The organism is uncultured Pseudokineococcus sp. (assembly GCF_947499845.1).
In the GTDB taxonomy this organism is placed as follows: domain Bacteria; phylum Actinomycetota; class Actinomycetes; order Actinomycetales; family Quadrisphaeraceae; genus Pseudokineococcus.
Map to the genome: position 1 here is coordinate 1 of NZ_CANMPM010000031.1, position 19390 is coordinate 19390.

The window sequence follows — 19390 nt, forward strand, 5'->3', positions numbered from 1 at the left end:
CACCTTCGCCCCCCGGGCCCTCCCGACCCCCCCGGGCGCCGGGCCCGCGGGGCCCGCCCCCCCCCCCCGGCCCCCCCGGGCGGGGGGGGGGGGGGGGCGCGGGGGCGGGGGGCCCCCGCGCCCCCCCCCCACAGCTCGGCCGTGCGCCCTGACGACGACGGCCCCCGACCTCCTGCGCAGGAGGTCGGGGGCCGTCGTCGTCGCCCGGGTGGGCGACGAGGAGCCGGGCGGCTCAGGCGGCGTCGAGCTGGGCGAGCACCTCGTCGAGCGTGGGCGCGGCCACCGTCCGGTTGTAGGGCAGGCGGGCGAGACCGCGCGCCATCGTGCAGGTGTCGCTGAGGGCGGCGTAGGTGAGGCCCGCCCCGACGCCGCCGGCGAGGAAGCGGGCGGCGGGCACCCGCAGGCTCAGCAGGACGCTGCCGAGGACGAGCGAGCCGGCGACGAGGCGCACCTGGCGCTCCATGGCCCAGCGGCTGCGACCCGCCACGACGGTGCCGCCGGCGCGGCGGACGCCGTCCACCCCGCCGCCGAGCACCTGCAGCGTGGCCGTGGCGCCGGCGGCGACGAGCGCCTCGCGGGCCTGCTCCGCCCGCCCGCCGAGCGCGCACATGAGGACGACGTCGCCGGACAGGCGGGACGCGACCGCGCCCGGCTCCCGCAGGAGCAGGTCGAGCGGCACGTTGACAGCCCCTTCGACGTGGGCGGTCTCGTACTCGGCGGGCGTGCGCACGTCGACGAGGACGACGGGACGCCGACGGCGCAGGCCCTCCACGAGGCGCTCCGCGTCGGTGCGGTGGCCGCCCGCGGCGTCCGGGGCGGTGCGGGCGCCGGGAACGGCGGCGGTCATGGGGGTCACAGCGGCCACGGGGTCCTCCGAGGGGTCGTCGAGCACTGGGGACGTCAACGGCGTCCCGCCCCTCGGCCCTTCCCGCGTCCCAGGTGCTGGGACGCGTCGGGCCCGGCCGCCGAGGCGACCGGGCCCGACGCGCGGCGGACGGGTCAGCGGGTGCGCGGCCCCCGCCGGCGTCCCAGGACGGCGGCGGCCAGGCCGCCGAGCACCACGACGACGAGCACGACGACGACGGGCGCCCACGGCACGTCGTCGCCCGACTCCGCGGAGGTGGCCTCGGCGTCGTCCGCGGCCCCGGCCGAGGTCGTCGGCGAGGAGGCGCTGCCCGCACCGGCGCTCTCGCCCGCCGTGGCGGTGGGGCTCGCGGCGGGCGACGAGCTCGGCGCCGACGACGCGCTCGGTGCCGGGGTGGCGGGCGCGGCGACCTCGAGCGAGAAGGGGATCTCGCCGCTGATGGGGTGCCCGTCGGACGACGTGACCCGGTAGACCACGGCGTACTCCCCCGACGGCAGGTCCGAGGGGAGGGGGACGCTGACGTCGCGGCCGGCCACCGCCGTCTCGCCCGCGATCGAGGACCCGTCCGCCGCCTGGAGCTCGAGGACCGTGCCCAGCTCCTGCACCTCGGACGAGAAGGTGAGCACCGCCTCGGCGGGCACGGCGTCGAGGACCGCCCCGCTCTCGGGGTCCGAGCCGACGAGCCGGTCGTGCGCCGAGGCCGCGGGCGCTCCCACGACGACGAGGCCGGCCGCCAGCACGCCGACGGCCGCGCCCGCGGCGCGCCCTCCGGCCCGGTGGGTGGTGCGTGCGCGCGTGCGCTCCCGCGTGGTCATGACGCCTCCGTGTGCGCTCGTCCCGTGCCTGCTCGCCGCCCCCGCGCCGGGGGCGACCGTCGTCCTGTCTTCGGGGCCGGCGGCCGCCCGGACGGGCGCCGGCACCGCCTCACCGTGCCGCACGACGCCGCCCGGCCGCACCGACCAGGGCGAGGAGGAAGGCCGCGACCGCGACGACGAGCCCGCCGCCGGCGAGCCAGCGCGCGCTGCTGTCGGTGGCGTCCGCCACGGCGGCGCCCGTGCTCGCCGCGGTCGTCGTCACCTCGGCGTCGGTCGTGGCGCCCTCGTCGTCAGCGGCCGCGACCGTCGTGAAGGACGGCGCCGGGGCGTTCGGCTCCTCCTCGCCGGCGACCACGGGCTCGTCCCAGGCCACGACCTCGCCGTCGGAGTAGGTCTGCGTCGCCGGGAGCACGACGTCGGTGCCCGCCTCGGGCAGCGGGCCGGCGGAGACGACGAAGCGCTGGAACTCGCCCGGGCCGATCTCGACGCCCGGGTCCGCCGTCCACGTGACCTGCAGGGGCGCCTCGGTGAGCTCGCCGCCGTCGACGGCCACGGGCTCGGGCAGGTCGCCGGTGACGACCTCCGCGGACCACCCGGGGACGGGCTCGACGCTGACGGAGCGCAGCGGGGTGTCGGTGGGCAGGTCGACCGTGACGGCGGTCGTGCCGGCGGTGTCGGACTCGTTCGGCACGCGGAAGGTCAGGACGCTGTAGCCGCCTGCGGCGGGGTCGTCGGCGCTGACCCGCACGTGGGCGGACGCCGCCAGCGCGGGGCCGACGACGAGCGCCCCGGCGAGGAGCGCGGCGGCCGCGGTGCGGTGCGCCCCTTGCCGGGGGCGGGCCGGGCTGTCGCCGGCCGTGCTGGTCCTGGCCGCGTCGCTGCTGGTCGAGGGGGTGGGGGTGCGGTGGGTCACGGAGGTCTCCTGGGGCTGCGGGAGCCGGCGGCGCCGGCGGGACGGCGGGCAGCCGGCCGCCCACGACGCCGCCGGGCCAGCCTCGTGCGCCCGCGCAGAGCGACGCGCCCCGCGCTCGCGGGGGCTGTCGCCGGCGGTCGGTCCGCGGCTGGGTCGGGGGCGCCGGTCAGGCGGCAGGCACGGCCGCCGGCGGCCCGCGCCGGGGTCGTGCGCCGACGACGACGGCGCGGGGCACGGCGCACCGCTGCGCCGGGGTCCGCTGCGCCCGCGGCGCGGGGCCCTCGACGAGGTCGACGAGGAGCGCGCCGAGGGCGGGGAAGAGCTGCGCCAGCCGGGCGACGGCGGCGGCCCACGCCCGGTCGGCCGAGACGGCCGCGAGCGCGGTGACGAGCGTGGCCGCGACGTGCGCGGCGACCATCCCGGCGGAGGCGGCGGCCAGGGCGGCGTCGACGCCCCCGCCGCCCGTGGCCAGGAGCAGCACGCCGTGGACGTGGGCGCCGTGTCCCGTCGCGGGGACGACGTCCACCGCGCCGGCGGGTGGCGCGGTCAGCGCGGCGAAGGCCGCGTGCAGCAGTACCTGGCCGGCGCCGAGCACCGGGACCAGGGTCCGCAGGCGCAGGCGGCGACGCCCGAGGAAGGACGCGACGGCGAGGACGAGGGCGCCCGCCAGCCCGACGAGCAGCGGGTCGGGGAGGTCGCCGCCGCCCACGACGTGGGCGCCCGCGCCGAGGGAGAGGACGAGCGAGGCGACGAGCGCCGAGCGCACGCGCTGCAGCGCCCGCCCGTGATCGCCGTCCACGCCCGCGAGGCTACGCGGCGGCGGGCGCTCGCCGCGGCCTCCCGGCACGATCGGCCCGGCAGACCAGCCTGACGAGGTCGAGCTCGGCGAGGTCCGGTCCCGCGAGGTCGGACGCCGTCAGAGGCGCGCGAGCGTCTCGCCGTCCTCCTCGCCGCCGTAGTACTGCGCGAGGACCGCGCGGAGGACCCCGGCGTCGTCGCCGTCCGCGTCGGCGGCGCGGATGAAGAGGGTCATCGAAGAGCGCACCTTGAGCGCGTCGACGCTCCCGAGCACGGCGGTCGGGTCGCTTCCGGGGAGGTCGGCGAGGGCGCGGGCGCACTCGCGCAGGCGGGGGCCGAGCACGGGGTGGGCGAGGTAGGCGCGCGCCTCGTCCAGGCCGGTGAGGCCGTAGTGCTGCGCCGTCGAGGACCGGCCGAGGCCCTGCACCTGCGGCAGGACGAACCAGATCCAATGGCCTTGCTTGCGGCCCGCGCGCAGCTCGCCGAGCGCCTGGTCGTAGGTGCCGCCGCCCTGGGCGTCGACGAAGCGCTGGAGGTCGTGTGCGTCGCTCACCCGACCACCGTGGCGGGTCGCGCGCGCGGGCGCCAGCGGCCGTGGCCGCCCGCGCGCACCGGCGTCAGACGGGCGCGCGGTTGCCGGCGTGCCGCGCCCAGATGACCGTGCCGACGAGGAAGACGCCGCTGCCGGCGAGCAGGATGGCGGTGAGCTTCGTCAGCCCGGGCACCTCGACGCCCAGGTAGGGCAGGCCCGCGGCGAGGAGGAGCAGGACGGCGCACCCCAGGGCGAAGAGGGCCGAGGCCCGGCGGCGGGCGACCTGCCGCATGCCGGCCTCGGCGCGGGTGCGGGCGAAGCCGAGCGGGCGCTTGACCCACGCGAAGCGCGAGGCGAGGACGGCGAGCCCGACGGCGACGAGCACCATGCCGGGCCCGGGCAGCACGAGCAGGGCCACGCCCGCGGCGGTGAGCAGGCCCCCGACGACGGCGACGACGGCTGTGGGCACCTCGGCTCCTCCCGGCGGGCGGCGGACGGGCGCCGCGGTGGGCGCCCGGCGGCAGGGTGCCATGACGGGCGCCGTCCGGCTCGGCGTCGCGCCGGGGCTCACCCGTCGGAGCAGCAGCCGGCGTGCGGGGCGCTCGTGCCGCAGCACGACCCCTCGTCCGGGATCTCGGCCGTCGCCGTGGTGGCCGTCGAGCGGGCGTCCGGACCTGGTGCCGCCAGGGCGGCGCCCGGCGCGCAGCACGCGTCCCCGCGCCACGCCTCGAAGCCCTCGCGGGCGGCGAGCGCCGCGATGACGAGGGCCGCCACCGGGTCCGCCCACGTCCAGCCCAGGGTCGCGTTGAGCAGGAGCCCGACGAGGAGCACGGCCGACAGGTAGGTGCAGACGAGCGTCTGCTGCGAGTCGGCCACGGCCGTCGCCGAGCCGAGCTCGCGACCGGTGCGGCGCTCGAACCAGCTGAGCACCGGCATGACGACCACGCTCACGGCGGCGAGGGCGATGCCCACGGAGGAGGGGTCGGGCTCCGCGCCGCCGAGGAGGGCGCGGAGGGCGTCCACGGCGACGAGGACCGCCAGCGCCCAGAAGGCGACGGCGATGGTGCGTAGGGCCGCGCGCTCTCGGGTGCGCGGGTCCGGCGCGGCGAACTGCCAGGCGACGGCGGCGGCCGACAGCACTTCGACCACGGAGTCGAGGCCGAAGCCCACGAGCGCCGACGACGAGGCGAGGGCGCCGGCCGTGAGCGCGACCACCGCCTCGACGACGTTGTAGGTGATGGTGGCGCCGACGACCCAGCGCACGCGGCGCGAGAGCACCGCCGCGCGCTCCGGCGAGGGCCGCGCGGTACCGGCGCCGCAGCAGTCGTCGACCTCGCGGCGGCGGGGCGCGGGGCGCTCGGCGGGCGCGCTCACGGCGCGACCCGGGCGACGTCGTCGGCGCGCTCCGACGGGGTCGCGGCGGCCCGGGAGGCCTGCGGCGCGGGGCCGGGAGCGCAGGCCGGGTCGGCCACGACGACGACCGCGGCCAGCTCGTCCAGCGCCGCGGCGAGCCGGCCGTCCGCCAGGTCGTACCGGACCCGCCGTCCCTCGGGCGCCGCCACGACGAGCCCGCAGCCGCGCAGGCACGCGAGGTGGTTGGACAGGGACTGGCGGCTCGCGCCGACGAGCTCGGCGAGGTCCGAGGGGTAGGCGGCCCCGTCCCTCAGGGCGAGCAGGACCCGGGCTCGCGTCGGGTCGGACAGGGCGTGGCCGAAGCGGGCGAGCACCTCGGGCAGGGAGGTCGTCAGCACGCCAGCACGGTACAGCGCCGGGTGAACTGTCGGGCGTGCCGCGCGGGTCGACCGAGCGCCGACGGCCGGCGAGCGCCGGGACCTGCCGTACTTGTCGTCCCGACCAGAAGAAACGTACGGTGGTCCCCGTCCGGTAATGGTCTACGTGACCCGAAGGAGGGGCCGTGGTCGGTGGCGCGGTGACGGCCTCCCTCGCCGTCTCGACGGTGATCTTCACCCTGCTCGAGCACGAGGGCGCGCAGCGGCTGCACCTGCCGCTCGTGCGCCGCACGCGCGAGCCCTTCGACGGCGCCGAGGCGCTGCCGGGCGGCTGGATCGCCGACGACGAGGGGCTGGAGGAGGCCGCGCGCCGCACGCTCGTCGAGACGACCGGCCTGCGCCCGAGCTACCTCGAGCAGCTCTACACGTTCGGCCGGCCCGACCGGTCGCCGACCGGGCGCGTGGTCTCCGTCATCTACTCGGCCCTCGTGCGCAGCCCCGAGGCGGCGCGCGTGGCCGAGGTGCACAACGTGCGCTGGGCGCCCGTCGACGAGGTGCGCGGCCTCGCCTTCGACCACGACGAGGTCGTCGCGTACGCGCTGTGGCGGCTGCGCGCCAAGGTCGGCTACGCGCAGGTCGCCGTCCACCTGCTGGGGGAGACCTTCTCCCTCGGCCAGCTCCGCGAGGTGCACGAGGCCGTGCTCGGGCGCCCCCTGGACCCGGCGAACTTCCGCCGCCGGGTCACCGCCAGCGGCGCCGTCGAGGCGACCGACGAGCACCTCACCGGCGGGCGCCACCGCCCGCCGCGGCTCTACCGGGCGGTGGTGCCCGAGGGCGCCACCGGCCCCTTCCAGACCACCGCCGGGCCGGCGGCCTGACCCCTCCGCCGTCCCGCACGCCCCACCCCCAGCAGGACCCCGAGCGCACCACCCGAGCACCTCACCGCAGGGCGCGACCGCCGTCGCGCCGAGGAGGACCGATGACGACCACCCCGCTGCAGATCGGCACCCGCCCCCGCCGCGCGCCCGACGGCGCCCCCGCCGCCACCGACGGCCTCTGCGACCCGGCCCTGGCCGAGGGCCCGTGGGCCATGGACGCCGTCCCCGGCCAGGCGCCGCCCGCGCCCGTGTACGGGCCCGGCAGCTCGAACGCCGACGTCGCGCCCCCGTCGACGCCCGTGCAGCAGCGCATCCCCGAGGAGTACCGCCGGGCGCCCGTCGCCGAGCTCGAGGAGCGCATCGCCGCGGCGAAGGCGGAGCTGGGGGAGCGGCTCGTCGTCCTCGGGCACTACTACCAGCGCGACGAGGTCGTGCAGTTCGCCGACTTCGTCGGTGACAGCTACCAGCTCGCGCAGCAGGCGACGACGACGTCGGCCGACCACGTCGTCTTCTGCGGCGTGCACTTCATGGCCGAGACGGCCGACCTGCTCACCTCGCCCGAGCAGAGCGTCGTCCTGCCCAACCTCGCCGCCGGCTGCTCGATGGCCGACATGGCCGACCTCGACAGCGTCACCGCCTGCTGGGAGCAGCTCGAGGCCGTCTACGGCACCGAGCCCGACGCCGAGGGGCGCGTCCCCGTCGTCCCGGTGACGTACATGAACTCCTCCGCCGCGCTCAAGGCCTTCTGCGGCGACCACGGCGGCATCGTGTGCACCTCGTCCAACGCGGCGGCGGTGCTGGCGTGGGCCTTCGAGCGGGGGCAGCGCGTGCTCTTCTTCCCCGACCAGCACCTCGGCCGCAACACCGGCTCGGTGATGGGCGTGCCCCTGGAGCGGATGCCGCTGTGGGACCCGCGCAAGCCGCTGGGCGGCAACGACGCCGACGCGCTCCTCGACGCGCGCGTGCTGCTGTGGCGCGGCTGGTGCTCGGTGCACCAGCGCTTCACGACGGCGCAGGTCGACGCCGCGCGCGCCGCCGACCCGGCCGTGCGCGTCGTCGTGCACCCCGAGTGCCCCAAGGAGGTCGTCGACGACGCCGACGAGGCCGGCTCCACGCAGTACATCGAGCGGGTCGTCCGCGAGGCGGCGCCGGGCACGAGCTTCGCGATCGGCACCGAGATCAACATGGTGAAGCGCCTGGCGGCCCAGCACCCCGACCTGACGATCGCCTGCCTGGACCCGGTCATCTGCCCCTGCTCGACGATGTACCGCATCCACCCCGGCTACCTCGCGTGGGTCCTCGAGGCCCTCGTGCGGGGGGAGGTGCTCAACCGGGTGCAGGTCGACGACGCCGTCGCCGCGTCCGCGCAGGTGGCGCTGCAGCGGATGCTCGAGGTGCGGCCGTGACGACCGGCCCCGAGGCGCCGGCTCCGGAGCGGGTGCGGACGCTCGTCGTCGGCACCGGCGTCGCGGGGATGACGGCGGCGCTGGGCCTGCGGGCGCGCGGTGTCGACGACGTCCTGCTCGTCACGAAGACGCCGTGGGAGCCGGGGGCCGGGGGCACCGGCGGCGGCAGCACCGCGTGGGCGCAGGGCGGCGTCGCCGCGGTGACGGGCGCGGACGACGACGTCGACCTCCACGTGGCCGACACCCTCGCCGCCGGGGCGGGGGCCTGCGACCCCGAGGCCGTGCGGGTGCTCTGCACCGAGGGGCCCGCGCGGCTGCTCGAGCTGGCCCGGCGCGGCCTCGTGCTCGACGGCGCGGACGCCGCCGACCCGGCCGACGCGCGCCGCTGGAGCCGCGGGCTCGAGGCGGCGCACTCGCGCCCGCGCGTGCTGCACGCCGGCGGCGACGCCACGGGCGCGCGGCTGTCGGCCGCGCTCGTCGCGGCCGTGCGCGCCGCCGGCGTCCGCGTGCTCGGGGGCGCGGCCCTGGCGGACCTCGTCGTCGAGGGTGGCCGGGTCGTCGGCGCCGACCTGCTGCTCGACGGCGCACCGGCGACCGGGGGAGGGCACCGTCGCGTCCTCGCCGGCGCCGTCGTGCTCGCGACCGGCGGTGCGGGGCAGGTGTTCTCGCGGACGACGAACCCGCCCGAGGCCACGGGCGACGGGCTGGCGGCGGCGTGGCGCGCGGGCGCCGTCGTCGCCGACCTCGAGCAGGTGCAGCTCCACCCGACCGTCGCCGCCCCCGGCGGCGCGCACGCCCCCTTCCTCGTCTCCGAGGCCGTGCGCGGCGAGGGCGCCGTGCTGCGCGACGAGCACGGCGCGCGCTTCCTCGCCGACGCGGCCTCGCCGCTCGCCGACCCGCGGGCCGAGCTGGCGCCGCGCGACGTCGTCGCCCGCGCGGTGGGCGCCGTCGTCGCCCGCCAGGACGGGCGCCCCGCGCTGCTCGACGCGACCGGGCTCGGCGAGCGGCTGCGGGCGCGCTTCCCGAGCATCGACGCGATGTGCGCCGCCGCGGGCCTCGACTGGGTGCGCGAGCTCGTCCCCGTGACCCCCGCCGCGCACTACTGGATGGGCGGGGTCGCCACCGACGTCCGCGGGCGCACCTCGCTGCCCGGGCTGTGGGCGTGCGGCGAGGTCGCGCGCACGGGCGTGCACGGGGCCAACCGGCTGGCGTCGAACTCGCTGCTCGAGGGGCTCGTCTTCGGCGACCGCGCCGCGGCCGACGTCGCGGCGTCGCTGGCCGGCGCCGTCGCCGCGCCGCACGTGCCCGCGGGCGTCGAGGAGCTCGTCTGCACGGCGGGCCCGGCGCTGCCGCGGGCCGAGCTGCAGGCGCTGGCGTGGGAGCACGCCGGGCTGCTGCGCGACGCCGCCGGCCTCGAGGTCGCGGCGAAGACGCTCGACGGCGCCCCCGCCGCGACGGAGGAGCCCGCCGACGTCGCCGCGCTGGAGGACCGCGCGCTCGGGGTGTGCGCACGGCTGCTCGTCGCGTCCGCGCAGCGGCGCCCCGAGAGCCTCGGCGCGCACTTCCGCACGGACGCCGCGGGCGCCGCGCCGCGCGGGGCCGAGCGACCGGTGCTGCTGCGGAGGGCGTCGTGACCGCGGTGTCGTCCCCGGTCGGCGCCCGTGAGCGGGCCGGCGACCCGGGCGTGCTGCCCGTCGCCGCCGTCGAGGCCGTCGTGGCGGCCGCGCTCGCCGAGGACGCGCCCTGGGGCGACGCGACGACCGAGGCCCTCCTCGGTCCCGACGTCCGGGCCACGGCGCGGCTCGTCGCGCGCGAGGACGGCGTCCTGGCCGACGTCGGCGTCCTCGCCGCTGCGCTGCGGCAGGCGTCCGCGCTGGCCGACGCCCCCGGCACGCCGCCGCCCGCGGTGCGCCTCCTCGTCGCCGACGGCGAGCGCTTCACCACCGGAGCCGTGCTCGCCAAGGTCGAGGGCAGCGCCCGCGCGGTGCTGCGGGCCGAGCGCGTCGCGCTCAACCTCGTGCAGCGCCTGTCCGGCGTCGCGACGCTCACCGCCGCCTTCGTCGCCGAGGTCGCGCGGACGGGGTGCCGGGTCGTCGACACGCGCAAGACGACGCCGGGCCTGCGGGCGCTCGAGCGCGCGGCCGTCCGCTGCGGCGGCGGGCGCAACCACCGCACGACCCTCTCGGACGCGGTGATGGTCAAGGACAACCACCTCGCGGTCCTCACCGCGGGCGGGTGGGACGACGCCGTCGTCACCGCCGGCCTGCGGCGGCTGCGCGACCGGCTGCCGCACACGACGTCGGTGGAGGTCGAGGTCGACCGCCTCGACCAGCTCGACGCCGTCCTCGCCGCCGGGGTCGACGTCGTCCTGCTCGACAACATGGCGCCCGACGAGCTGCGCCGCGGCGTCGAGCGGGTCGGCGGGCGGGCGCTCGTCGAGGCCAGCGGCGGGGTCCGGCTGTCGACCGTCGGGGCGATCGCCCGCAGCGGCGTCGACCTCGTGTCCGTCGGGGCGCTCACGCAGGCCGCGCCGTGCCTGGACCTGGGGCTCGACGTGGACGTCGACGCGGGAGAGCCGGGGGAGCGCGCGTGATCTACCTCGACCACGCGGCCACCGCGCCGCCGTCGCGCACCGTCCTCGAGGCGCAGTGGCCCTACCTCACGCAGGTCTTCGCCAACCCCTCGAGCGCCCACGGGCCGGGGCGCGCGGCCCGGGCCGGGCTCGACGCGGCGCTCGCCGAGATCGCGGGCGTCCTCGGCTGCCGGCCGGGCGAGGTCGTGCTGACGAGCGGCGGCACGGAGGCCGACGACCTGGCGCTCCTCGGCGTCGCGGCCGCCGCGCCGCGGGGGCGGCACGTCGTGACGACGGCCGTCGAGCACCCGGCCGTCCTCGAGACGGCGCGCGCCCTCGGCGCCGGCGCGCTGGGCGAGCCGTTCCGCGTCGACGAGGTGGGCGTCGACCGTGACGGCGTCGTCGACCTCGCGGCGCTCGCGGCCGTGCTGACCCCGGCGACGACCGTCTGCTCGGTGATGCTCGCCAACAACGAGGTCGGCGCCGTGCAGCCGGTGCGGGAGGTCGCCGCCCTGTGCCGGGCCGTCGGCGTCCCGCTGCACGTCGACGCCGTCCAGGCGCCGGGGCAGCTGGGCGTGCGGCTCGACGACCTGGGCGCCGACCTGCTGTCGGTCTCGGCGCACAAGCTCGGCGGGCCCCGCGGCGCCGGCGCGCTCGCCGTCCGCGGCGCCGTGCCGCTCGCGCCCGTCATCCACGGCGGCGGGCAGCAGCGCGGGCGGCGCTCCGGGACGGTCGACGTCCCGGCCGCCGTCGGCACGGCGACGGCGCTGCGCCTCGCCGAGGAGGGACGGGCTGCCGGCGCACCGCGCCTGGCCGCGCTGCGCGACCGGCTCGTCGCGGGCGTGCTCGACGCCGTCCCGGGCGCCGTCCTCACCGGCCCGGCCGTGGACGCGCGCCTCGCCGACGGCTCACCGGCCCGCCTGCCCGGCCACGCGTCCTTCGTCTTCCCCGGCCTCGGCGGCGAGGCGGTGCTGCTCGAGCTGGAGGAGCGCGGCGTCGTCTGCTCGTCGGGCTCGGCCTGCGCGGCCGACAGCGACGACGCCTCGCACGTCCTGCTCGCCATGGGCCTCGGCGACGACGCCGCCCGCACCGCCGTCCGCCTCACCCTCGGGCCGACGACGACGCCCGAGGAGGTCGAGGACGTCGTCCGCGTGCTCCCCGAGGCCGTCGCCGCCGCCGGCGGCGCCGCCCTCCTGCCCGCTTGAGCGCCTGACTCGACGTCCGTCCCCCGGACTTCGTAGCCCTTCTCCGCCTCGGGGCTGCCTCAGCACGGAGTTCGTAGCCTCTCGCCGTCCTGGGGGCGCCCGACGGCGGACTTCGTCGCCTTTCGACGACGTGCGGGAGGGGGCGCGGGCTCAGGCGAGGGCGGGCACGACCTCGCGCTCGAACAGCTCGATGCCGGAGGTGTCGTAGGCCGCCTCGGCGAAGTAGGTGATGGCGTACGTCATGCCGAGGTCGCCGACCTCGCGCAGCTTCTCGACGACCTGCTCGGGCGTGCCGACGGCGGGCCCGGAGCGCAGGCCCTCGACCACCTCGTCGGCCTTCTCCGGCGCGACGGACGCGACCCGGGCGCGGACCTGCTCGAGGCGGTCGGCCACCTCGGCCTCGTCGCGGCCGATGACGACGTTGTAGTTGGCCGAGCGGGTGATCTCGGCGTAGTCGCGGCCGAGGTCGCGGCAGTGGCCCTCGAGCACCGAGGACTTGTGCGCGAAGCCCTCGGGCGAGCCGTCGAAGTTCGTGTACGCCGCGTACCTCGCGGCCGTCCGCAGCGTCTTCTTCTCCCCGCCCCCGGCGATCCAGAAGGGGATGCCGCCCTCCTGCAGCGGCAGCGGACGGCAGATGGCGCCGTCCACCTGGTAGTGCTCGCCGTCGAGCGTGGCGACGCCGTCGGTCCACAGCTGCCGCATGACCTCGACGCCCTCCTCGAGCATCGCGAGGCGCTCGCCGGCGCGCGGGAAGCCGTAGCCGTAGGCGCGCCACTCGTGCTCGTACCAGCCGGCGCCGATGCCCATCTCGACCCGGCCGCCGGAGACGACGTCGACCGTCGCCGCGACCTTCGCGAGGTAGGCCGGGTTGCGGTAGCCCATGCACGTGCACATCTGCCCGAGTCGGACGCGATCGGTGACGGCGGCGAAGGCGGCCATGAGCGTCCACGCCTCGTGGGTCGCCTCCTCGGTGGGCACCGGCACGGTGTGCACGTGGTCGTAGACCCACACCGACTCCCACGGCCCGGCGTCGGCGCGCTGCGCGAGCCCCTTCATCACCGCCCACTGGTCGGAGGGCTCGACGCCCACGAGGTCCAGCCGCCAGCCCTGGGGCACGAACAGTCCGAAGCGCATGGACCGGACGCTAGGGCGCTCCCGGCGCTGCGCCGCCGCGACGCGCCACGGGGACGCACGGGCAGGTGGCAGCCCCTCGTCGCGCTAGAGCACGACGAGGGGCTGCCACCTCGTCCCGCCGACGGGTGGCCGCGCCCGACGTCGGGCGTCGGCGGTCAGTCAGCTCGCCTGCGCGACCGGGCGCGGAGGGCGACGGCGACGAGGGCCAGCAGCGCGCCGGTCGCGACCGCGGCCACCCCGACGCCCGACGTCACCGCCAGCGCCGTGCTGAGCGACCCGGCCGGCGGAGCGATGCCCAGGTCCTCGGCGCGGGTGTAAGAGCCGACGCCGACGGGGAAGCCGAGCACGCCCGCGGCCGTCGCGACGGCGCCGAGCGCGCCCAGCGCGGACGCCGCGAGCACGAGGCGCGCTCGCGCGGCCGACGGCGCCCGGCCCACCGCGGCGTCCGTGCCCACGGCCAGCACCCAGGCCCCGCTGGCGACCCCGCCGAGCAGCGTCATGACGACGGCGACCGTCAGGACGGCGCTCACCGGCTCGCCGTAGAGCGCGGCGAGGTCCGGCGAGACCGTGGTCATCGGGTCGAGGACGAGGAGGACCAGCAGGCACCACAGGAGGACGGCGCCGAGCGCGAGGGCGAGGCCGACGCGGAAGCGCCCGGACCGTCGCCCGGTCGCCGCGGAGGTCGTCGTCACCCCGGCATCGTGCCCTCGCGCGCGCGGTCGACGGGCGCCCCACCGCCACCTGCCACAGCATCGCCCCATGGCGACCACTCCCGGCCCCACCCGCTGGCTCTTCGGCGACCAGCTGGGCCCGCACTTCCTCGGCGACACGGAAAGCCCGGGCGACGACGGCGAGCAGCCCGTCGTCCTCGTCGAGTCGCGGAAGGTCTTCACGCGCCGCCGCTTCCACCGGCAGAAGGCGCACCTCATCCTCTCGGCGATGCGCCACCGCGCCGCCGAGCTCGGCGACCGCTGCAGCTACCTCCGCACCGACACCTACGGCCAGGGCCTGGCGAAGCTGCCGAAGAAGGCGCTGCCGCTGTCGGTCTGCTCGCCGACGTCGCGCCAGGCCGAGGACTTCGTACGCTCGCTCGACGGGTCGGGCGACCTGCCGGCCGTCGAGGTGCTCCCGGCGCGGGGCTACGCGACGCCGCGCGAGGACTTCCGGCGCTGGGCCGACGGCACCAAGCAACTGGTCATGGAGGACTTCTACCGCCGCGCCCGCCGCGCCCACGACGTGCTCATGGACGGCGCCGAGCCGGTCGGCGGGCAGTGGAACCTCGACCACGAGAACCGCGAGCCCCCGCCCAAGGGCGCCGACGACCTCGGCCTGCCGCACCCGTGGATGCCCGAGGAGGACGAGATCGACGAGGAGGTGCGCGCCGACCTCGACCGCTGGGAGGCCGACGGCGACGTCTCCTTCGTCGGCCGTGACGGCCCGCGGGCCTTCGCGGCGAGCCGGGCGGAGGCGCTCGCCGCGCTCGACGACTTCCTCGACCACCGGCTGCCCGCGTTCGGCCCGCACGAGGACGCCATCCTCGAGGGCGACGAGTGGATGGCGCACTCGATGCTCTCCGCGCCGATGAACCTCGGGCTGCTCGACCCGCTCGAGTGCGTCGACCGGGCCGAGCGCGCCTACCGCGACGGCGACGCCCCGCTGGCGTCCGTCGAGGGCTACGTGCGCCAGCTCATCGGCTGGCGCGACTACATCTGGCACGTCTACTGGTACGCGGGCTCGGACTACACGCGGCGCAACGCCCTGGAGGCGCACGAGCCGCTGCCGCAGTGGTTCTGGGACCTCGACGCCGACGCCGTCGAGGCGCGCTGCCTCTCCCACGCGCTGCACGGCGTCCGCGACCGCGGGTGGGTCCACCACATCCCGAGGCTCATGGTGCTCGGCAACTACGCCCTGCAGCGCGGGTGGGACCCGGAGGAGCTCACCCGCTGGTTCCAGCGCTCCTTCGTCGACGGCTACGACTGGGTGATGGCCGCGAACGTCGTCGGCATGAGCCAGCACGCCGACGGCGGCCTCATGGCGACGAAGCCCTACGCCTCGGGCGGCGCGTACATCAACCGGATGAGCGACCACTGCCGCGGCTGCCGGTACAAGCCGACGGTGCGCGTAGGGGAGGACGCCTGCCCGTTCACCGCCGGCTACTGGTGGTTCCTCGACCGCAACGCGAAGCGCTTGGAGGGCAACTTCCGCATGAAGCGCGCCCTCGACGGGCGCCACCGGCTCAAGGACCTCGAGGAGCTCGTCGTCCAGGAGCGCGAGCGGGGCAGCGAGGCGCCCTGACGGCGACGCGCTCCGACGTCGTCCTCCCGCAGGCCCGAAGGGCGACATGGCCACACGTCGCCGTCCCCGCAGCGTCTCGAGGGGCGACATGGCCACACGTCGCCCCGGAGGCGGCGCGAGGGGCGACATGGCCACACGTCGCCCCCGAGGGGGGCGGCGCCAGGGCGACATGGCCGCACGTCGCCCCCGAGGGGGGCGGCGCCAGGGCGACATGGCCACACGTCGCCCCGGAGGGGCGGTGGCGAAGGGCGACATGGCCACACATCGCCCCTGCGGGTGGGGCGACGCCGGGGTCGGGCGACGCCGAGGTGGGGCAGGCGTGGAGGGCGACCGGTGCGGTGCCACGGGGGTTGCTCCGCACCGGCCGCCGGGTCCACAGTACCCACCTGTACGGACAGGTCGTCCGTACAGGTGACGATCCGGCGCCCGCAGGTGTGCGTCGTGGAGGTGGACCAGGTGTCCCAGACGCAGAGCGCCCCCCGGTCGCGGGTGCCGATGTTCGCGACGATGAACCGCATCCCCGGCGGGCTCATGCTCGTGCCGCTCGTGCTCGGGTCGGTCGTAGGCACCTTCGCCCCGGGCGCCCTCGGCATCGGCAGCTTCACGACGGCGCTGTTCCAGGACAGCGCGCTGCCCCTCATCGGCCTGCTGATCTTCATGACCGGCACGCAGGTGACGGGCGCGACGAGCGGGCCGGTGCTCGCGCACGCCGGGGTCGCGCTGCTCATGAAGAGCCTCGTCCCGGCGTCCATCGTCGTCGCGATCGGCTCGGTGGTGGGCCTCGACGGGATCCTGGGGATCTCGATCCTGGCGCTGCTGGCCTCCTTCGACAACAGCAACGGCGGGCTCTGGCTCGCCTTCACGGGCCGCTACGGCGACGCCCGCGACCGCGGCGCGTACATCGCCTCCGCCGTCAACGACGGGCCCTTCCTCACGCTGCTCTTCCTCGGCGCCTCGGGCCTCGGCGACATCCCGCTGCTCGCCCTCGTCGGCGCGATCGTGCCCTTCCTGCTCGGGGTGCTCGTCGGCAACCTCGACGCCCAGTGGCGTGACGTGCTCAAGCCCGTGCCGAACATCGTCATCCCCTTCTTCGCCTTCGCCCTCGGGACGGGCATCGACCTCGGGTCGGTCGTCACCGGCGGCCTGTCCGGCCTCGCCCTCGGCGTCGTCGTCGCCCCGGTGACGGGGGCGCTCGTCTACGTCGGCTGGCGCTTCCTCCTGCGCCGCGGCGCGAAGTCCGGCGTCGGCTTCGCCGCGGGCACGACGGCCGGCAACGCCATCGCGACGCCGGCGATCGTCGCGGCGGCCGACCCCCGCTTCGAGCAGTACGTGGGGACGGCGACGGCGCAGGTCGCCGCCTCCGTGCTCGTGACGGCGATCCTCGCGCCCGTGCTCGCCTCCCTCGTGCTCAAGCGGGCCGGCGCCCTCGACGAGTCCTCCGGCACGGCCGACGCCGCGACGGGTCCCGTGGACGAAGGTCGGGGGACGGGCCTGTGACCACCGCCGTCGACGGCCACGCGGGCGACGCGCCCGGTCGCCCGTGGGACGCCGCGCTCGTGGCGGACGACCTCACGGGCGCCGGCGACAGCGCGGTCCGCTTCGCCGACCTCGGCTGGCGCACGCTGCTGGCGGTCGGCGCGGACGCCGGCACGGCCGCGGCCCCCGACGGCGACGACCCGTGCGTCCTCGCCACGAGCACCGACGTCCGCGCCGCCGCCCCCGCGGTGGCGCGCGAGGTGGTGCGCCGACGGGTCGCGGCGCTGCTCGGCGCAGGCACGCCGCGCGTCTACCTCAAGGTCGACTCGACGATGCGCGGCTCCGTGGCCGACCAGGTCGAGGGCGCGCTCGCCGCCTGGGTCGCCGCCCGCCCCGACGGCTTCGCCGTCGTCTGCCCGGCCTACCCGGCGATGGGCCGCACCGTCACCGGCGGGCGCGCCCTCGTGCGCGGGCGGCCCCTCGAGGAGGGTCCCGCGGGCTCCGACCCGGTGACGCCCGTGCGCACGTCCGTCCTCGCCGAGCTGCTGCCGGGGGCCCACCACGTGCCCGCGCCGGAGGCGCTCGCGAGCACGGCGCCGGAGGCGCTCGCGAGCACCGCGCCGGAGGCCCTCGCGAGCACCGCGCCGCAGCAGCCCGACGCCGCCGACGACGTCGACACGGCCGCCGCGGCGCTGGCCGCGGCCCTGCTCGCGGCGGCCGACGGCGGGCACCGCCTGCTCACCGTCGACGCCGACGACGACGCCGCGCTCGACGTCGTGGCCCGGGCGCTCGTCCGCTGCGACGGGCGGGCCCTCCCCGTCGGGTCGGCGGGGCTGGCGCAGCCCGTCGCCCGGCTCTGGCGCGGTCCGGCCACCGCGCACGACCCGCGGGAGGCGCAGGGCGAGGAGGAGCGAGCCCACGAGGAGGGCGCCCCGGCCGGCCGGGGCGCCGACGGGCCGGTGCTCGTCCTCGTCACGTCGCTGCACCCGGTGGCGCGCGAGCAGGTGGAACGCCTCGCCGCCAGGCCGGGCACCGTCGTCGTGCGGCCCTCCGCCGACGACCTCGCCGGTGGTGGGCGCAGCGGCGCCGGGGCCGGCGACCCCGCGGTGCCGGACGCCGACGTCGTCGTCGTGCTCGCGCCCGAGCCGCCCGCCGACGACGCGGCGCCGTCCGCGCGCCGCAGCGCGGCCCGGGTGGCCACCGGCACCGCTGCCCTCCTCGAGCGGCTCCACGACGGTGTCCACGACCGGGTCAGCGGCGGGGCGGGGGCCGCAGCCGTCGTGGCCGTCGGCGGGGACGGCGCCGCCGCGCTGCTCGAGCGCTGGGGCTCCACGGGGCTCGAGGTGCGGGCGGCGCTCGCGGAGGGCGTGCCCGCCGGCGTCCTCGTCGGCGGCCGCGCCGCCGGGCTGCCCTTCGCCAGCAAGGCGGGCGGCTTCGGCGAGCCGGGCACGCTCGTCGAGGTCGTCGACCGCCTGCGCGACGCTCGCCCCGGCACCGCACCCGCCGCGACCGAGCCCGTGTCCCCGGCCCAGCAGCCCGACCGCCAGCAGCCCGACCGCCAGCAGCCCGACCACCAGCAGGACCAGCACGACGACACCCGCGCGCCCCGTTCGAGGCCCACCCCAGGAGGAGCCCCCATGGACGTCCCCGTCCTCGCCGTCACCATCGGCGACGTCGCCGGCATCGGCCCGGAGATCACCGCCAAGACGCTGCTCGGCCACGACGACCTGCGCGCCGAGTGCGTGCCCGTCGTGCTCGGCGACGCGGGCGTCATGCGCCGCGCGGTCCGCGACGTCGGCGGTGACCCCGACGCCGTGCGCGTGCTCGAGCGGCCGCGGGACGCGACGAACGCGCCCGGCGTCGTCGAGGTCGTGCAGGTCGGCGACCCGCTGCCCGAGATCGCCGTGGGCGAGCTGAGCCCCGTGGCCGGCGACGCGGCGTACCGCTTCGTCGTCGCGGCGTGCGACCTCGCGAAGGCGGGGGAGGTCGACGGCATCGTCACCGCGCCCCTCAACAAGGCCGCCATGCACGCCGGCGGGCACGCCTTCCCCGGCCACACCGAGCTGCTGGCCCACGAGTTCGGCGTCGAGGACTTCAGCCTCGTGCTGTCCGCCGGGGACCTCTACCTCTTCCACCTCACGACGCACGTCTCGCTGCGGCAGGCCATCGAGGACGTCACGCCCGAGCGCACCGACGCCGTCCTCACCCTCGTCGACGCCTTCAGCCGCGCCCTCGGGCGCCCGGGCGAGCGCATCGGCGTCGCCGGCCTCAACCCGCACGCGGGCGAGAACCGGATCTTCGGCGACGAGGACGCCGACGTCCTCGAGCCCGCCGTGCGCCGGGCGCAGGAGCGCGGCGTCAACGCCCACGGCCCGCTGCCCGCCGACGCGCTCATCCCCGCGGCCGTGAAGGGCCGGTGGGAGTTCGTCGTCGTCTGCTACCACGACCAGGGCCACGCGCCCTTCAAGGCGGTCTACGGCGACGACGGGGTCAACATCACCGTCGGCCTGCCCGTCGTGCGCGTGTCGGTCGACCACGGCACGGCCTTCGACATCGCCGGCCAGGGGATCGCCCGCGAGGCCAGCCTCGTCCTGTCCTGCCGCCGGGCCGCCGCCCTCGCCCCGGGCTGGGGCCACGTGCGCGCCGCCGCCCACGAGGTGCAGGGGCAGGAGGTGCAGGAGCAGGCGGCCTCCTAGGGCGTGTCTCCCTACCGGTGAGGTAGGCCGGGGCCACGCTGGCGGGGTGAGTCGCACAGCTGAGATCGACGACGC

18 protein-coding genes and 1 pseudogene are annotated in these 19390 nt (G+C 77.9%); 9 read left to right on the forward strand and 10 right to left on the reverse strand.

Annotated elements, in window-relative coordinates; all coding sequences use genetic code 11:
- Nucleotides 1–232 precede the first annotated feature (232 nt).
- From Q0789_RS16095 to Q0789_RS16130, 8 genes are all read right to left on the reverse strand, one after another.
- The gene (locus Q0789_RS16095) at nucleotides 233–847 is read right to left on the reverse strand and encodes a rhodanese-like domain-containing protein (protein WP_298807018.1); all 615 of its coding nucleotides are present in this window, start codon (nucleotides 845–847) and stop codon (nucleotides 233–235) included.
- 152 nt (nucleotides 848–999) lie between these two features.
- Nucleotides 1000–1680 (reverse strand): copper resistance CopC family protein, encoded by a 681-nt coding sequence (locus tag Q0789_RS16100; protein ID WP_298807001.1) that lies wholly within the window; start codon nucleotides 1678–1680, stop codon nucleotides 1000–1002.
- Between the two features lie 109 nt (nucleotides 1681–1789).
- Nucleotides 1790–2593: a YcnI family protein gene (locus Q0789_RS16105; protein WP_298807002.1), complete on the reverse strand. Its 804-nt coding sequence runs from the start codon at nucleotides 2591–2593 to the stop codon at nucleotides 1790–1792.
- Nucleotides 2594–2759: 166 nt separating this feature from the next.
- Nucleotides 2760–3392 carry a hypothetical protein gene (locus Q0789_RS16110; protein WP_298807003.1) on the reverse strand — a complete coding sequence of 211 codons (633 nt, stop codon included), beginning with the start codon at nucleotides 3390–3392 and terminating at the stop codon, nucleotides 2760–2762.
- 117 nt (nucleotides 3393–3509) lie between these two features.
- Nucleotides 3510–3944, reverse strand: a complete 435-nt coding sequence (locus Q0789_RS16115; protein WP_298807004.1) for a DUF1810 domain-containing protein — start codon at nucleotides 3942–3944, stop codon at nucleotides 3510–3512.
- 64 nt (nucleotides 3945–4008) lie between these two features.
- Nucleotides 4009–4392, reverse strand: coding sequence for a PGPGW domain-containing protein (locus Q0789_RS16120; protein ID WP_298807005.1), 384 nt, complete (start codon nucleotides 4390–4392; stop codon nucleotides 4009–4011).
- Nucleotides 4393–4490: 98 nt separating this feature from the next.
- On the reverse strand, nucleotides 4491–5201 hold the full coding sequence (locus Q0789_RS16125) for a cation transporter (RefSeq protein ID WP_366917768.1): 711 nt from the start codon (nucleotides 5199–5201) through the stop codon (nucleotides 4491–4493).
- Nucleotides 5202–5293: 92 nt separating this feature from the next.
- On the reverse strand, nucleotides 5294–5674 hold the full coding sequence (locus tag Q0789_RS16130) for a helix-turn-helix transcriptional regulator (protein ID WP_298807007.1): 381 nt from the start codon (nucleotides 5672–5674) through the stop codon (nucleotides 5294–5296).
- 164 nt (nucleotides 5675–5838) lie between these two features.
- Between Q0789_RS16130 and Q0789_RS16135 the strand changes: the two genes are divergently transcribed.
- The 5 genes from Q0789_RS16135 to Q0789_RS16155 all read left to right on the forward strand — a co-directional run bounded on the left by Q0789_RS16135 (nucleotide 5839) and on the right by Q0789_RS16155 (nucleotide 11714).
- Nucleotides 5839–6531 carry an NUDIX domain-containing protein gene (locus tag Q0789_RS16135; protein WP_298807008.1) on the forward strand — a complete coding sequence of 231 codons (693 nt, stop codon included), beginning with the start codon at nucleotides 5839–5841 and terminating at the stop codon, nucleotides 6529–6531.
- A 101-nt stretch (nucleotides 6532–6632) separates the two neighbouring features.
- Entirely contained in the window at nucleotides 6633–7937 is a 1305-nt protein-coding gene (gene nadA / locus Q0789_RS16140; protein ID WP_298807009.1) for a quinolinate synthase NadA, read from the forward strand.
- Nucleotides 7934–9571: an FAD-binding protein gene (locus Q0789_RS16145; RefSeq protein ID WP_298807010.1), complete on the forward strand. Its 1638-nt coding sequence runs from the start codon at nucleotides 7934–7936 to the stop codon at nucleotides 9569–9571. The genes nadA and Q0789_RS16145 overlap by 4 nt, the downstream gene beginning before the upstream one ends.
- A 50-nt stretch (nucleotides 9572–9621) precedes the next feature.
- Nucleotides 9622–10530, forward strand: a complete 909-nt coding sequence (gene nadC / locus Q0789_RS16150) for a carboxylating nicotinate-nucleotide diphosphorylase (protein ID WP_366917769.1) — start codon at nucleotides 9622–9624, stop codon at nucleotides 10528–10530.
- Entirely contained in the window at nucleotides 10527–11714 is a 1188-nt protein-coding gene (locus tag Q0789_RS16155) for a cysteine desulfurase family protein (RefSeq protein ID WP_298807012.1), read from the forward strand. The genes nadC and Q0789_RS16155 overlap by 4 nt, the downstream gene beginning before the upstream one ends.
- A 150-nt stretch (nucleotides 11715–11864) precedes the next feature.
- Here Q0789_RS16155 and Q0789_RS16160 read toward each other — a convergent pair whose 3' ends face one another.
- Together Q0789_RS16160 and Q0789_RS16165 are read right to left on the reverse strand one after the other, a co-directional pair.
- Nucleotides 11865–12848, reverse strand: coding sequence for an LLM class F420-dependent oxidoreductase (locus Q0789_RS16160; RefSeq protein ID WP_298807013.1), 984 nt, complete (start codon nucleotides 12846–12848; stop codon nucleotides 11865–11867).
- 155 nt (nucleotides 12849–13003) lie between these two features.
- Nucleotides 13004–13540: a hypothetical protein gene (locus Q0789_RS16165; protein WP_298807014.1), complete on the reverse strand. Its 537-nt coding sequence runs from the start codon at nucleotides 13538–13540 to the stop codon at nucleotides 13004–13006.
- Between the two features lie 67 nt (nucleotides 13541–13607).
- Here Q0789_RS16165 and Q0789_RS16170 point away from each other — a divergent pair, with 67 nt between their 5' ends.
- The 4 genes and pseudogenes from Q0789_RS16170 to pdxA all read left to right on the forward strand — a co-directional run bounded on the left by Q0789_RS16170 (nucleotide 13608) and on the right by pdxA (nucleotide 19315).
- The gene (locus tag Q0789_RS16170; RefSeq protein ID WP_298807015.1) at nucleotides 13608–15143 is read left to right on the forward strand and encodes a cryptochrome/photolyase family protein; all 1536 of its coding nucleotides are present in this window, start codon (nucleotides 13608–13610) and stop codon (nucleotides 15141–15143) included.
- A 531-nt stretch (nucleotides 15144–15674) separates the two neighbouring features.
- Nucleotides 15675–16640, forward strand: a complete 966-nt coding sequence (locus tag Q0789_RS16175; RefSeq protein WP_366917770.1) for a 2-keto-3-deoxygluconate permease — start codon at nucleotides 15675–15677, stop codon at nucleotides 16638–16640.
- Between the two features lie 59 nt (nucleotides 16641–16699).
- Nucleotides 16700–18061 (forward strand): annotated as a pseudogene (locus Q0789_RS16790) (four-carbon acid sugar kinase family protein); the annotation flags it as partial.
- A 195-nt stretch (nucleotides 18062–18256) separates the two neighbouring features.
- Entirely contained in the window at nucleotides 18257–19315 is a 1059-nt protein-coding gene (gene pdxA / locus Q0789_RS16795; protein WP_366917771.1) for a 4-hydroxythreonine-4-phosphate dehydrogenase PdxA, read from the forward strand.
- Nucleotides 19316–19390 lie beyond the last annotated feature (75 nt).

Bases quoted from the DNA above. Each gene is read 5' to 3' on its own strand.
- Q0789_RS16100 (WP_298807001.1), bottom strand. From the start codon at position 1,680: ATGACCACGCGGGAGCGCACGCGCGCACGCACCACCCACCGGGCCGGA.
- Q0789_RS16160 (WP_298807013.1), bottom strand. From the start codon at position 12,848: ATGCGCTTCGGACTGTTCGTGCCCCAGGGCTGGCGGCTGGACCTCGTG.
- Q0789_RS16170 (WP_298807015.1), top strand. From the start codon at position 13,608: ATGGCGACCACTCCCGGCCCCACCCGCTGGCTCTTCGGCGACCAGCTG.
- nadA (WP_298807009.1), top strand. From the start codon at position 6,633: ATGACGACCACCCCGCTGCAGATCGGCACCCGCCCCCGCCGCGCGCCC.
- Q0789_RS16095 (WP_298807018.1), bottom strand. From the start codon at position 847: ATGACCGCCGCCGTTCCCGGCGCCCGCACCGCCCCGGACGCCGCGGGC.
- pdxA (WP_366917771.1), top strand. From the start codon at position 18,257: ATGGACGTCCCCGTCCTCGCCGTCACCATCGGCGACGTCGCCGGCATC.
- Q0789_RS16175 (WP_366917770.1), top strand. From the start codon at position 15,675: ATGCTCGTGCCGCTCGTGCTCGGGTCGGTCGTAGGCACCTTCGCCCCG.